This window comes from Morganella sp. GD04133 (assembly GCF_029835375.1).
Lineage (GTDB): Bacteria > Pseudomonadota > Gammaproteobacteria > Enterobacterales > Enterobacteriaceae > Morganella > Morganella morganii_B.
This window is the reverse complement of sequence record NZ_JAODZS010000009.1, coordinates 26,102-40,381: the sequence shown is the minus strand read 5'-3', so window position 1 is coordinate 40,381 and position 14,280 is coordinate 26,102. Positions and strand designations below refer to the sequence as shown.

At 52.1% G+C, this 14,280-nt stretch carries 11 protein-coding genes; 10 read left to right on the top strand and 1 reads right to left on the bottom strand.

Annotated elements, in window-relative coordinates; translation table 11 throughout:
* Window positions 1-2: 2 nt before the first annotated feature.
* From proX to N7387_RS05590, 6 genes are all read left to right on the top strand, one after another.
* Window positions 3-1,001 (top strand): glycine betaine/L-proline ABC transporter substrate-binding protein ProX, encoded by a 999-nt coding sequence (gene proX, locus N7387_RS05615; protein WP_262859983.1) that lies wholly within the window; start codon window positions 3-5, stop codon window positions 999-1,001.
* 168 nt (window positions 1,002-1,169) lie between these two features.
* Window positions 1,170-2,396 (top strand): MFS transporter, encoded by a 1,227-nt coding sequence (locus N7387_RS05610; RefSeq protein ID WP_279797563.1) that lies wholly within the window; start codon window positions 1,170-1,172, stop codon window positions 2,394-2,396.
* 482 nt (window positions 2,397-2,878) lie between these two features.
* Window positions 2,879-3,394: a transcriptional repressor MprA gene (gene mprA / locus N7387_RS05605; protein ID WP_262859985.1), complete on the top strand. Its 516-nt coding sequence runs from the start codon at window positions 2,879-2,881 to the stop codon at window positions 3,392-3,394.
* A 259-nt stretch (window positions 3,395-3,653) separates the two neighbouring features.
* Window positions 3,654-4,832, top strand: coding sequence for a multidrug efflux MFS transporter periplasmic adaptor subunit EmrA (gene emrA, locus N7387_RS05600; protein WP_279797561.1), 1,179 nt, complete (start codon window positions 3,654-3,656; stop codon window positions 4,830-4,832).
* A gap of 12 nt (window positions 4,833-4,844) precedes the next feature.
* Window positions 4,845-6,377, top strand: a complete 1,533-nt coding sequence (gene emrB, locus N7387_RS05595; protein WP_279797559.1) for a multidrug efflux MFS transporter permease subunit EmrB — start codon at window positions 4,845-4,847, stop codon at window positions 6,375-6,377.
* Window positions 6,378-6,797: 420 nt separating this feature from the next.
* Window positions 6,798-7,268 carry a hypothetical protein gene (locus N7387_RS05590; RefSeq protein ID WP_279797558.1) on the top strand — a complete coding sequence of 157 codons (471 nt, stop codon included), beginning with the start codon at window positions 6,798-6,800 and terminating at the stop codon, window positions 7,266-7,268.
* A 45-nt stretch (window positions 7,269-7,313) separates the two neighbouring features.
* On the opposite strand, the gene N7387_RS05585 is transcribed toward N7387_RS05590, so the two are convergent.
* Complete coding sequence (locus tag N7387_RS05585; RefSeq protein ID WP_279797556.1) at window positions 7,314-8,393, bottom strand: tRNA/rRNA methyltransferase; 1,080 nt, start codon at window positions 8,391-8,393, stop codon at window positions 7,314-7,316.
* A 180-nt stretch (window positions 8,394-8,573) separates the two neighbouring features.
* Here N7387_RS05585 and N7387_RS05580 point away from each other — a divergent pair, with 180 nt between their 5' ends.
* The 4 genes from N7387_RS05580 to N7387_RS05565 all read left to right on the top strand — a co-directional run bounded on the left by N7387_RS05580 (window position 8,574) and on the right by N7387_RS05565 (window position 13,913).
* Window positions 8,574-9,278: a DTW domain-containing protein gene (locus tag N7387_RS05580; RefSeq protein ID WP_279797554.1), complete on the top strand. Its 705-nt coding sequence runs from the start codon at window positions 8,574-8,576 to the stop codon at window positions 9,276-9,278.
* A gap of 37 nt (window positions 9,279-9,315) precedes the next feature.
* Window positions 9,316-11,973 carry a bifunctional acetate--CoA ligase family protein/GNAT family N-acetyltransferase gene (locus tag N7387_RS05575; RefSeq protein ID WP_279797552.1) on the top strand — a complete coding sequence of 886 codons (2,658 nt, stop codon included), beginning with the start codon at window positions 9,316-9,318 and terminating at the stop codon, window positions 11,971-11,973.
* A gap of 184 nt (window positions 11,974-12,157) precedes the next feature.
* Window positions 12,158-13,516: a CDP-diacylglycerol--serine O-phosphatidyltransferase gene (gene pssA / locus N7387_RS05570; protein ID WP_262860015.1), complete on the top strand. Its 1,359-nt coding sequence runs from the start codon at window positions 12,158-12,160 to the stop codon at window positions 13,514-13,516.
* A gap of 55 nt (window positions 13,517-13,571) precedes the next feature.
* Window positions 13,572-13,913, top strand: coding sequence for a YfiM family lipoprotein (locus tag N7387_RS05565; protein ID WP_262882126.1), 342 nt, complete (start codon window positions 13,572-13,574; stop codon window positions 13,911-13,913).
* Window positions 13,914-14,280: the final 367 nt, after the last annotated feature.

Sequence of the window (14,280 nt, the reverse complement as noted above, 5' to 3'; positions counted from 1 at the left end):
CGATGCGTAAGACAGCAATCGCAGCAATCGCCTTATCGGCACTCATTGGTACTCAGGCTTTCGCGGACACCGCACAGCCGGGCAAAGGGGTCAAAGTGCTGCCTGTACAAAGCACCATTACTGAAGAAACCTTTCAGACCCTTATCGTCAACAAAGCACTGGAAGAACTCGGCTATGACGTGCAGCCGATTCAGGAAGTGGATTACAACGTGGCCTATGCATCAATCGCCAACGGTGATGCCACCTTTATGGCAGTAAGCTGGGTGCCGCTGCACAACGCCCAGTACAAGGCTGCCGGAGGTGACGACAAATTCTACCGCAAAGGGGATTATGTCGTGAACGCCGCTCAGGGGTATCTGATTGATAAGAAAACCGCTGAGAAATACCACATCACCAATATTGAACAGCTGAAAGACCCGAAAATCGCCAAACTGTTTGACAGCAACGGCAACGGTAAAGCGGATCTGACCGGCTGTAACCCGGGCTGGGGCTGTGAGGCCGCGATCAACAACCATCTGAACGCCTATAAGCTGACAGACACGGTTGAGCACAACCAGGGGAACTATGCCGCAATGATGGCAGACACCATCACCCGTTACAAAGAAGGCAAACCGGTGCTTTACTATACCTGGACACCGTACTGGATCAGTGATGTGCTGAAACCGGGACGTGATGTGGTCTGGCTGGAAGTACCGTTCTCCTCCATGCCGGACGGCGAGAAAATTGACACCAAACTGCCGAACGGCAAAAACTACGGCTTCCCGCCGAGCACCATGCATATCGCCGCCAACAAAGCCTGGGCTGAACAAAACCCGGCTGCCGCTGAGCTGTTTGCTGTCATGAAACTGCCGGTCTCGGCTATCAACGCCCAGAACCTGCGCATGCATAACGGCGAAAACTCACAGGCAGATATTGAGCGCCACGCCAATGCCTGGATTAAAGCTAATCAGGCGAAATTTGACGGCTGGATTGAACAGGCGCGCAAAGCCGCTGATAAATAACCCGATCTGAAAAATCCTCCCGGCGGCCATAGCAATATGGCCGCTTTTTCCCCCTCAACGAAACGTGACAAACCTCACAAAATCGATAACCTTTCCGGTCTGCTTTCTATATAGTAACGCTCCGTAGTACCCGTAATCATTTCATACTCAATCAATCTTATAATAATCATGAAAAAGAAGACCATTGATGCGGTTCTGACACCTCAGCTTATCTGCCTGATGGCAATAGCAACCGGGTTGTTAGTCGCCAGTAACTATTATGCACAGCCTTTACTCGAGACGATTGCCGTGCAATTCGGCGTCACCGCCGGTATGGCCGGATTTATCGTCACCACCGCACAGCTCAGTTATGCTGCCGGTCTGATGTTTCTGGTGCCGCTCGGGGATAAATTCGAGCGCCGCAACCTGATTGTCACCATGACACTGCTGTCCGCTATCGGGCTGGTCATCTCCGCCCTGTCACAGACGCTCTGGCAGTTACTGCTGGGTACCGCACTGGCCGGCATGTTTTCCGTGGTGGCGCAGATTCTTATCCCGCTGGCGGCGACTATCGCCAAACCGCAGCATCGCGGCAAGGCCGTCGGGATCATTATGAGCGGCCTGCTGCTCGGCATTCTGCTGGCACGGACCGTCGCCGGGGTGCTGGCAGAATTCGGCGGCTGGCGGACGGTCTACTGGGCAGCTTCCGGACTGCTGGTTCTGCTGGCACTGATCCTGTATCTGCGCCTGCCGCAATATAAGCAGGTGTCTGAACTGAAATACGGCCAGTTGCTGGCCTCTATTGTGACACTGTTTGTCCGCACCCCGGTTCTGCGTGTCCGCGCCGCACTCGGTGCCATTGTGTTTGCCGCGTTCGGCCTGCTCTGGACCTCAATGGCCTTTTTGCTGGCATCGGCTCCGTTTAATTACTCTGAGAGCACTATCGGGCTGTTCGGCCTCGCCGGTGCTGCCGGTGCGCTGATGGCGGGTCCTGCCGGGCGTTTTGCTGATAAAGGCAAAGGCCGCCTGACCACCAGCGCCGGTCTGCTGCTCCTGCTGCTCTCATGGATCCCTCTGGCACTGAGCGGCTATTCTGTCGCCGCCTTTATCGCCGGAGTGGTGGTTCTGGATCTGGCGGTGCAGGCAGTGCATGTCACCAATCAAAGTACCCTCTACCGGATGATGCCGGAGGCACGCAGCCGCCTGACAGCCGGTTATATGACCTGCTATTTCTGCGGCGGCGCATTCGGCTCACTGCTGTCCGGTTATGCCTACAGTCACTACGGCTGGGATGGCGTCTGCTGCAGCGGCGCAGCGGTCAGTGCCCTCGGGCTGGTGATCTGGCTTGCCGGGAAGAAGTATGATGTACCGCTGTCTGATGACGCATCAGCCCGTCAGCAGATATCACACACCTGATTCCTCCGGAAAAAGCACCCCGAGGTGTTTTTTCCACTCAAAAATCGAACAAATATCGCATAATAATCTACCACTTGTAGATTATCCCTTCATAAAAAGTTACAAATAACACTGTTAATCAAAGAAAATAATTTTTGACCACGTAAAATAGATACCACAGCGATAATCACTGCCATAACGGCAATGCCGATCATTTGATATTCTTCATTATCATGGTTCACTAATAAAAATTGACGTAATTTATGAAGCGAAAATTACGCATAATCAGAGTCAGCCACCCGGTAATGAAAATGTAAGTCATTTGCTAAATAATAAGTGATATTTGTGACTAACATTCATAAAATTTATGAATCAGTTAGCATTATCAAAAGAAATGTAGTGATATTAACCTGCTATAATTGTTAAATTAATCTTTTGACCGGCCATTTCGCGGGTCATAGCCGGGTTAACATACCAACAGAAACTAATAAGGTATCTCAATAATGGAAAGTTCATTTACACCGACAGAAGAGTTGCTTAACAGCCGGATCTCACAACAAAAGAGTCTGGGTGCGGATCTGCCGTATCAGGAAATTTTGCTGACCCGGCTTTCAATGCACGTTCAGAGTAAATTATTAGAAAAACGTAACAATATGCTGAAATCTCAGGGCATCAACGAAACATTGTTCATGGCACTGATGATTCTGGATACTAAAGAATCGCACAGCATTCAGCCTTCGGAACTCAGTGCCGCGCTCGGCTCTTCCCGCACCAATGCTACCCGTATTGCGGATGAACTCGAGAAAAACGGCTGGATTGAGCGCAAAGAGAGCCACAATGACCGCCGCTGTCTGCATCTGCACCTGACAGAAAAAGGCGCTGATTTTCTGCATGACCTTCTGCCGCCTCAGCATGATTCATTGCGTCATATCTGGTCAGCACTGGACAATGATGAACAGAAAAATCTGGAGAAACTGATGCGTAAACTGCTTATTCAGCTCGATAAGGGCGACAACTAAATAACCTTTTATTGTTTAAGGTTAATGAATAAGAGCTTTTCTCAATAAGCAGGTGTAAAAAAACCTTTTCTGTTGGCCCGGATCCTTTATCCTTCACAGGCTGACATTTCTGCCATCAATTGATGCGCTGACCATCCCGGCTTGCGGTTGTCGTTTATCACAGCAACGACAATAGCAAGCCTGTCTTTGTTGCGGTTATGTCATGCAACACCTTAAAAAAAGAACAATTTAAAAAAAGAATAATATCCGGAGATAACTGATGAGTGTCAGTGAGGAAACCCGGGCTGCCCGGCCCCCTGTCCGTAACAAAAAACGACAACGCCGTAATGCGCTGATGTTACTGACGTTACTGTTTGTATTACTGGGTGCGGCTTACACCGTCTACTGGTTTATGGTACTCCGCCACCATGAATCAACCGATAATGCCTATGTCACCGGTAACCAGGTGATTGTGATGTCACAGGTATCCGGCAGTGTAACGACAGTCAGTGTGGATAATACTGATTATGTGACCGCCGGAACGCTGCTGGTTCAGCTGGATAAACGGGATGCCGGTCTGGCGCTGGAAAAAGCACAGGTCGCGCTGGCAAACAGTGTCCGTCAGACACATCAGCAGATGATCAACAGCCGTCAGTTGCTGGCCGGTATCGACGTCCGCCGTTCAGAACTGACCCGCCTGCAGAATGACCTGCGCCGCCGCGAAGTGCTGGGCGCACAGAATGTGATCGGTAAAGAAGAACTTCAGCACGCCCGCGAAGCCGTGGTGAGCGCCAAAGCGCAGCTGGATGTCGCCACCGAGCAGTTTAATGCCAATAAAGCCGTGATCCTGGATACCCCGCTGAGCGAACAGCCGGCAGTGAAACAGGCCGCCACCGAAGTGCGCAACGCCTGGCTGGCCCTGGCGCGGACCGATATCCGCAGCCCGGTGGACGGTTATGTCTCCCGGCGCAGTGTACAGGTCGGTGCGCAAATTACCCCTGCCACGCCGCTGATGGCCGTGGTTCCCGCCACCGGCATGTGGATTGACGCCAACTTTAAAGAAACTCAGCTCAGCGCCATGCGTATCGGACAGCCAGCCAAAGTGATCACTGATTTCTACGGCGACAACGTGGTCTTCACCGGTACCGTTACCGGGCTGGATATGGGCACCGGCAGCGCCTTCTCCCTGCTGCCTGCGCAGAATGCCAGCGGTAACTGGATTAAGGTCGTACAGCGCCTGCCGGTGCGTATCGCACTGGATCCGGCACAACTGGAACAATACCCGCTGCGTATCGGCCTTTCCGGTGATGTCACGGTGGACACGCAGAATACTGACGGCCCGGTGCTGTCGAAAAGCGTACGCACCGATCCGGCCTATCATACCAGTGCCCTGAGCATTGATATGCAACCGGCGGATCAGATGATCGCTGAGATTATCAGCCGCAATGCCGGTCAGTAAGGGGTCAGAGTTATGCAGGCGCCACTGACCGGAGCAAGACTGGCCTGGATGACGATCGCCCTGTCACTGGCGACTTTCATGCAGGTGCTTGACTCCACTATCGCCAACGTGGCGATCCCGACAATCGCCGGTAACCTGGGTTCCTCTAACTCTCAGGGAACCTGGGTGATTACCTCATTCGGGGTGGCGAATGCCATCTCCATCCCGATCACCGGCTGGCTGGCCAAACGGATCGGCGAAGTCCGTCTGTTTATGTGGTCAACAGCGCTGTTTGCTATCTCCTCCTGGTTATGCGGTATTTCCAACAGCCTCGGCATGCTGATTTTCTTCCGCGTGATCCAGGGTCTGGTGGCCGGACCGCTGATCCCGCTATCACAGAGTCTGCTGCTCAATAACTATCCGCCGGCGAAACGTACCATGGCACTGGCACTCTGGTCAGTCACCATTGTTATCGCCCCGATCTGCGGGCCGATCCTCGGCGGTTATATCAGTGACAACTATCACTGGGGCTGGATTTTCTTCATCAACGTGCCGTTCGGGATTGTGATCATGATGCTGACCGCAAAAACCCTCGAAGGCCGGGAAACCAAAACGGAAATCCGTCCGATTGATACTGTCGGGCTGATCCTGCTGGTAGTGGGGGTCGGCTGTTTACAGATCATGCTCGATCAGGGCAAGGAGCTGGACTGGTTTAACTCGACGGAGATTATTGTTCTGACGGTGGTTGCGGTGATTGCTCTCGCTTTCCTGATCGTCTGGGAGCTGACGGACGACCACCCCGTGGTGGACTTATCTCTGTTTAAAAGCCGCAACTTTACGATAGGCTGTCTCAGTCTCAGTCTGGCCTATATGCTCTATTTCGGCACCATTGTTCTGCTGCCGCAGCTGTTACAAGGGGTATTCGGCTACACCGCCACCTGGGCGGGACTGGCTTCCGCACCGGTCGGTATTCTGCCGCTGCTGATCACCCCGCTTATCGGTAAATATGCCCATAAGGTGGATTACCGGCTCATTGTGACATTCAGCTTTATTATGTATACCGTCTGTTTCTACTGGCGGGCCTATACGTTTGAACCGGGCATGGACTTTGCCGCTGCGGCCTGGCCGCAGTTTGTGCAGGGGCTGGCGATCGCCTGCTTCTTTATGCCGCTGACCACCATTACGCTTTCCGGACTGCCGCCGGAGAAAATGGCATCGGCATCCAGCCTGTCAAACTTTACGCGGACACTGGCCGGGGCTATCGGAACATCGATCACCACCACGCTGTGGACACAGCGGGAGTCCATGCATCACGCCAATTTTGCTGAACATATCAACCCGTTCAGCCCGGATACACAGCAGATGTACCATACGCTGGGTGAAATGGGGATGTCACAGCAGCAATCATCGGCCTATATCGCCAAAGTGATCACCGACCAGGGACTGATTATCTCTGCGAACGAGATTTTCTGGCTCTCTGCCGGTGTCTTCCTGGTACTGATGTTGCTGGTCTGGTTTGCCAAACCCCCGTTTACTGCCGGTGGCGGCGGCGGTGGAGCACATTAAGTTAAAGCATAAAGGCACTGCGGTGCCTTTATTTTTATTGGTATAATTAATATAAAAAACAAAATACATTCATAAGAAAATTAATTAAACAATAATAAAACATAACTTTATTAACAGAATAATCACTTGCTATTAAAATCATTAAATTGCTATTCTTATTTCACCGCAGGAAAATACACTTTCCGGTTGTGGCATTAATATCACGGATGATTATTAATATAATATTCACAAAGGAGTGTGACCATGATTTAGCATCATTAATACGGTTTGCCATAATTTTTATTTTTAATGCACATTTTTGCACCATGCTCCGGCATGGTTTTTTTTATAATATTACTATCTGATATTAATAGCAGCCATCCCCGCACAGCCGTTATGATTGGCACGCTGACAGACAGGTGAACAAACTGCAGGATATCCATGAGCGCATTGTTAGATAAATTCATAAATCTCTGTAATATTCCCAAGTGGGATATTCACAACTATCTCCCGGGTAATCAGAATAAACAGCATGATACGATTCTGACGGATTATCATCTGACAAAAATTTCTGAGCATTATTATTTTCGTCATAATATAACCAGAGATATTTATTTATGCCTGCGTGGTGATGTCTATTTCTATATTCTGGCTGAATATCTCGATCAGGTGAACTGTGTATTACCCTTATCACCGACAAGTAATCTTCAGCATCATATTTCAGAAAAAACATTCATGAACATCATTAATAATAAAGGTGATGTACTGATGGCCGGAAAACTGTCCGTGGATGACGGACGGATTACATGCTGGCGGCCTTTTGACAGCTTTACCGGCGATCCCGGCAGATATCAGCGGGCTCTGGACTCAGACGCTATCAAAAACCTGCTGACACTCCACCTCATCAATTAAAAAACCCGGCAAAAGCCGGGTTTTATCAACGATAATCAATGGATATCAGCTGACTTTATTCTGCTGCCACCAGCGTGCCAGGATAATCCCGGTTGCGACGGACACGTTCAGGCTTTCGACATTACCGGTACCGCCGACCGACAGACGCATATCCCCGCCTTCCCAGACCGCGTCACTCAGACCGTCACTCTCTTCACCCAGAACCAGTACCATTTTTGCCGGCAGCGTGGCTTTCGCCAGATCGGTGCTGCCTTTATGGCTGGAGGTGGTAACGATGGCGTACCCTTTTTTGCGGAATAAATCCAGCGTATCCGTCAGGCCATCGGCATCAATCCCGACCAGATGCTCAGCACCGCCTTCCGCTGTGCGGACAGCCGCACCCGATTCCAGCACAGAGGCATCCTGAAGGATCACACCGTTGACACCGAAGTGAGCGCAGCTGCGCATAATACCGCCGAGATTATGCGGATTACCGACGTTTTCCAGCGCCAGCACGCAATCCTGCTCACCGGCGGTTTCCAGATAGGTTTCCGCACTCACACCGCCGCGTTTTTTAATCAGAAAACAGACACCGCCGTGGTGTTCGGTACCGGATGCTTTCGCCAGCTCTTCCTCATCCACCACATGATAAGCTTTGCGGTTTGCCGCCAGCCATTTCAGGGCATCACGGAAACGCGGTGTCACTGACTGGACAAACCAGGCGCGCACAATACGCTCCGGACGGCTGCGGAACATAGCCTGACAGGCATTTTCCCCGTAAATACGGGTTTCTTCCTGACGCTGACGGCGCAGCTGCGCCGGGTCGATCTGGCTTTTACCGCTGATACCGCCGTGATCCGGGATCAGCCCTTCTCCGTCTTCTGACGGCTGGCGGGACACCGTTTTCCACGGTGAACGATCGTCACCGGAATAGCTCCCCTGACCTCTGCGTTCACCGCGATCACTGCGGTCACTGCGTTCTCCGCGATTGCTGCGCTCATTGCGATCCCCGCGCGGGCCGCGGCTGTTGCGATCTGCTCCCCGGCCGCCGCGTCTGTCTGATTTTTTCTGATCGTCCTGTTTGTCCTCACTGCGGACATACATGACTTTCACTTTGCCGTTTTTACCATTTAAAGAGTCGTTCATGTGTTTCTCCCACGCCATTTCCGGGGGCGAAGATTACCCGATATCGTCCGGACCTGCCGGTTATGATCACCGGCCGCCCCCGCCGGAGGCACTGAACTCAGGCGCCCCGCGAAAAATCATGCTATTGTGCAGCGTTAACAGTACAATGCATACTGTTTTTTGTGAAACCAGCCGATAAAAATGAAGACCAATTCTGTTTACCAGTTACGCCAGCGGCGTCTGGCACAATCCACCCGCGTTTTCCGTGCCCGGGGATGCCGTGTAGTCCGTTGTCATTACTGCTTATTGCCCGAAAAAAACTGTTTGTGTGACACCATACAGACCCGGGATGCGCGCAGTCAGTTCTGCCTGCTGATGTATGATACCGAACCGCTCAAACCCAGCAATACCGGAAAGCTTATCGCCGATATCCTGCCGGATACTCAGGCCTTTCTGTGGTCGCGCACCGAACCGGACGAAGCCCTGCTCACGCTCCTGAAAGATGACTCCCGCCAGCCGTACCTGATTTTTCCGCAGGCGTATGCCACACCACCGCGTCAGGTGTTCAGTGATGTGCCGGAAAATACAAAGCCGCCGCTGTTTATTCTGCTCGACGGCACCTGGCCGGAAGCGCGCAAAATGTTCCGTAAAAGCCCGTATCTCGATAATATCCCGCTGCTCTCCATCAACGATCTGGCGCAGAAAGATTATCTGCTGCGGGTTGCGGCACGGGAAGATCAGCACTGTACCGCCGAAGTGGCCGCTGCGGCACTGATGATGGCGGGTGATACCGCTGCCGGAAAACAGCTTCTGGATCACTTCACCTGCTTCCGCCGTCAGTATTTGAAGGGTAAGTCACATCTTCCGGTGGCACAAATCAGAGCAGAGGAGCTGCTTTTAGGCTAAATTAAAGCACACGGGAATCCGGTCTGAGGAGAACACCATGAGTCAGCGCGGCCTTGAAGCATTACTCCGGCCTCAATCCATTGCGGTTATCGGTGCATCCGAAAAGCCCAACCGTGCGGGTTCCCGGATGATGAGCAATCTGCTCAGCAGCGGTTTTGCCGGGCCGGTTCTGCCGGTCACGCCGTCACGCCGCTCAGTGCAGGGGGTACTGGCGTATCCGTCTGTCGCCGATCTGCCCCTGGTGCCGGATCTGGCCATTATCTGCACCCACCCCAAACGCAATATTGCCCTGCTGAATGAACTCGGTGAACTCGGCTGCCGCGCGGTGATTATTCTCTCCGCCCCGGCATCACAGACGACTGAGCTGAAACAGACCTGTCAGCACTATAATATCCGCCTGCTCGGCCCGAACAGCCTGGGGTTACTTGCCCCCTGGCAGGGGCTGAATGCCAGCTTTTCCCCGGTACCGGTGCTCAAAGGCAAACTGGCGTTTATTTCCCAGTCCGCCGCCGTTTCCAACACCATTCTGGACTGGGCGCAACAGCGGGAAACCGGTTTTTCCTACTTTATCGCACTCGGCAGCAGCGCAGATATTGATATCGACGATATGCTGGATTTCCTGGCCCGCGACAGCAAAACCAGTGCCATTCTGCTCTACCTCGAACATATTCATGATGCGCGGCGTTTTATGTCCGCCGCCCGCAGTGCCTCACGCAATAAACCGATTCTGGTGGTCAAAAGCGGCCGCACTCAGCGTACGCAATTGCTGGTCGGTGAAACGCCGAGCCTGGATATCGCCTATGATGCGGCAATCCAGCGCGCCGGTCTGCTGCGGGTACAGGATACCCACGAAATGTTTTCCGCCGTGGAAACCCTGACCTTTATGAAGCCGCTGCGCGGTGAACGTCTCGCCATTATGAGCAACGGCGCGGCACCGGCGGCAATGGCACTGGATGAACTGTTTCGCCGCCGGGGAAAAATTGCCGGTCTCAGCGACGACAGCAGCGCCGCACTCGCGGCGGTACTGCCGGATGATTTTGTGATCAATAATCCGCTGGATCTGCGCGATGATGCCACGGTGGACCGCTATATCGCCACCCTGAATATTTTACTCGACAGCCACGATCATGATGCCCTGCTGATCCTCCACTCTCCGAGCGCCATTGCACCGGGCAAAGAAACTGCCGCCCGGATTATTGCCGCGATCGCGCAGCATCCGCGCAGCCGCTGGCTGACGATTTTCACCAACTGGAGCGGCGAATACTCTTCTCAGGAAGCCCGCCGCCTGTTCGGCGAGGCGGGGATCCCCACTTACCGCACACCGGAAGGTGCCGTGACCGCCTTTATGCATATGGTGGAATTCCGCCGCAACCAGAAACAGCTGACAGAAACCCCCGCACTGTCCGAAGGACTGACCGCCAACCGGCAGCAGGCACATCACTGCATCGACAGCACCCTGCGCCGTCAGCATACCGTGCTGGATACTTATGAAGTCGAGCCGGTGCTGGAGGCTTACGGGCTGAATATTCTGCCGACCTGGATTGCCCATTCTGCGGATGATGCCGTCACCATTGCCGAAACACTGGGTTACCCGGTGGCACTGAAACTGCGCTCACCGGATATCGCCCATAAATCGGATGTGCAGGGCGTGATGCTTTATCTGCGGGATAAACAGGAAGTTGCCACGTCGGCAGCGGCGATTATTGATCGTGTGACACAAAATTTCCCCGATGCACAGATAGACGGGCTGATTGTCCAGTCGATGGCGAACCGCGCCGGGGCACAGGAACTGCGGATTGCCGTGACCCAGGATGCGGTTTTCGGCCCGGTGATTATGCTGGGGGATGCCAGCCGTCCGTGGGATGATGAATCCCCTGCCGCTGTTGCCCTGCCGCCGCTCAATATGGCACTTGCCCGTTATCTGGTCATTCACGCCATTAAAAATAACAAACTGGCGGCCGGCAGTGCCCTGAATCCGCTGGATATTGCGGGTCTGAGCCGGGTGCTGGTACAGGTGTCCAACCTGATTATTGACTGCCCGCAGGTGGTGACTCTCGATTTGCACCCGCTGCTCGCCTCCGGCACGGAATTCACGGTTCTGGATGCCACCATGACGCTGGCACCGGCAGCCGGTGACGGTCGTCAGCGTCTGGCCATCCGCCCGTATCCGGCTGAACTGGAAGAGAATTTTCAGTTAAAAGACGGCGCGGTTGTGCATGTCCGCCCTATCCTGCCGGAAGACGAACCCCTCCTGAAAGCCTTTATCGACCGCGTGACCAAAGAAGATCTTTATTACCGCTATTTCAGTGAGATCAGTGAATTTACCCATGACGACCTGGCAAAAATGACCCAGATTGATTATGACCGTGAAATGGCCTTTGTGGCGGTGGACAGCGGCGGTCAGATTATCGGGGTTGCCCGTGCGATGTCGGATCCGGATAACCGCGAAGCAGAATTTGCGGTGCTGGTGCGGTCAGATATGAAAGGCAATACCCTGGGTTATCAGCTGATGTGCAAACTGCTCGCCTACACAAAATCACGCGGTATCCTCCTGCTGACTGCCATCACCATGCCGGAGAACCGCAATATGATCCGACTGGCGAAAAAGCTCGGGTTTACTGTCGAAACGCAGTTTGAGGACGGTATCGTCAACCTGACACTTCACCTGAATTCTGAAATTTCCGCAGTGCAATAGTCAAAAACGGACAACGTGATATATGGCACAGACTTAACCGTCACTTAAGCAGAAAGTGAATTGCTGCGCACAATCAGACAAACTGGTGATATAATCCGTTGATCTGTTCATCTTTTCATTACCGGCCCGGTACCTGTTTATTCCGTCACCGCCGCCTATAACTAAAGAGATAATTCGCACTGTGATGTTGTCAAAATTCAAATCCGCGAAACACCAACAGCACCTTGCACAACTGCCGAAGTTAGCCCAGTCTGCGGATGATGTTGAAACGCTGTTCCATACCCGCGACTTTAAAGGTCGTCTGCTGGCAGAAATCGCCGGTGCAAAGAAAACCATTTATATTTCTGCGTTATATATTGAGCATGATGATGCAGGCCGGGATTTCCTTGACGCGCTGTATGCTGCCAAAAAAGCCAATCCGGAACTGGATATCAAAGTCTTTGTTGACTGGCACCGCGCACAGCGCGGGCGTATCGGTGCAGAAGCGAATGCCACCAATGCCGACTGGTATCATTCCGTCGCGGCATCTCACCCTGACCTGCTGATCCCTGTCTCCGGTGTGCCGGTAAATACCCGCGAAGCGCTGGGTGTTCTGCATCTGAAAGGTTTTATTATTGACGATACCGTTATTTACAGCGGTGCCAGCATCAATAATGTCTATCTGTATCAGCATGATAAATACCGCTATGACCGTTACCACTTCCTGCGCAATCCGGAACTGGCGGCGGCAATGAAACTGTTTATTGATGAAACGCTGCTGCCGGAACCGGCGGTACAGAAACTCGATACCGAAACCCGGGTGAAAACACCGGAGATCAAAAACCTGATCCGCGATTTCCGCCTGAAACTGCGCCATGCCGCATACCACTTCACCCCGCAGGCACTGCCTGATGATCAGCTGGCTGTTACGCCGCTGATTGGTCTCGGGAAAAAGAATATGCTCAATAACACCATTGAGCACCTGATGTGTTCCGCACAGGAAAAAGTGGTGATCTGCACACCGTATTTCAATCTGCCGTCAACGCTGGTACGTATTATCAGCCGCCTGCTGCGGGACGGAAAAAAAGTTGAAATTATTATCGGTGATAAAACCGCCAATGATTTCTATATTCCGCCGGAAGAGCCGTTCAAAATCATCGGCGGACTGCCTTATCTGTATGAAATCAATCTGCGCCGCTTTATGCAGCGTCTGCAGCGGTTCTCTGACAATGAGCAATTAACCATCCGTCTGTGGAAGGATGACGACAACACCTATCACCTGAAAGGAATGTGGGTGGATAATCAGTGGCAGCTGATCACCGGTAATAACCTGAATCCGCGTGCCTGGGGGCTGGATCTGGAAAATGCGATCCTTATCCGTGACCCGAAACAGGAGCTGCATGCACAGCGTCAGGAAGAGCTGGCAACTATCCGCACCAATACCACGATTATCCGCAGCTACACTGAACTGGATAATATCCGCGACTATCCGGTCAAGATCAAAAAACTGCTGCGCCGTCTGCGCCGTGTCCGTCTTGATCGCCTGATAAGCCGGATCCTCTGATATAAACGTCCCGGCACCCGCCGGGATTTTTTTATCTGTTTCCCGGAGAACCTTTATGCCCGCTACATTATGTCCCCGTCTGACAGTTTCTTTCTGCCTGCTGCTGAGTTCAGGCTGTTCGATGCACCTTGCCAATGACAGCTGGACCGGACGCGATAAAGCCCAGCATTTTGCCTTTTCAGCCGCAACCGCGATTGCAGCTAATGCTTACGGCGATCACCAGAACTGGCAGCACCGGCACAGTGTACAATTCGGTATCGGTTTTTCTGTTGCGCTGGGGGCGGCAAAGGAATTTTATGACAGCCGCCCGGGCGGTACCGGCTGGAGTGTGAAAGATTTTGTCTGGGATATCGCGGGTGCCGTTGCCGGTTACAGTCTGTACCAATCGGTGAAATAAAAATCCGGTGACCGGACAGTGTTAATTTTGTGAACAACATCACATACAAAAATAATTTGTTACATTTAACTATCCGGCGAGAATATTTTTACCGGAAATTTAAACTATGAATAACCTTTCGATTAAAATATCGTCGTTACTCTTTATGCTTTTCTTAAATAACAAAACTTAAAATTAATATTACTTAAAATACATTGTCATGAAAATATTATTTTCATTGTCACTTTGATAATAAAAACACCCAGGAATCAAGATAAGTAAAAATGAAAATAATATGTCTAAGTGCAAATACCCACACATAAAATAAAAAAATAACACATTCATGCCATTAGATACCCGCAATAGGAATCCCCTTATTTCCGGCGTA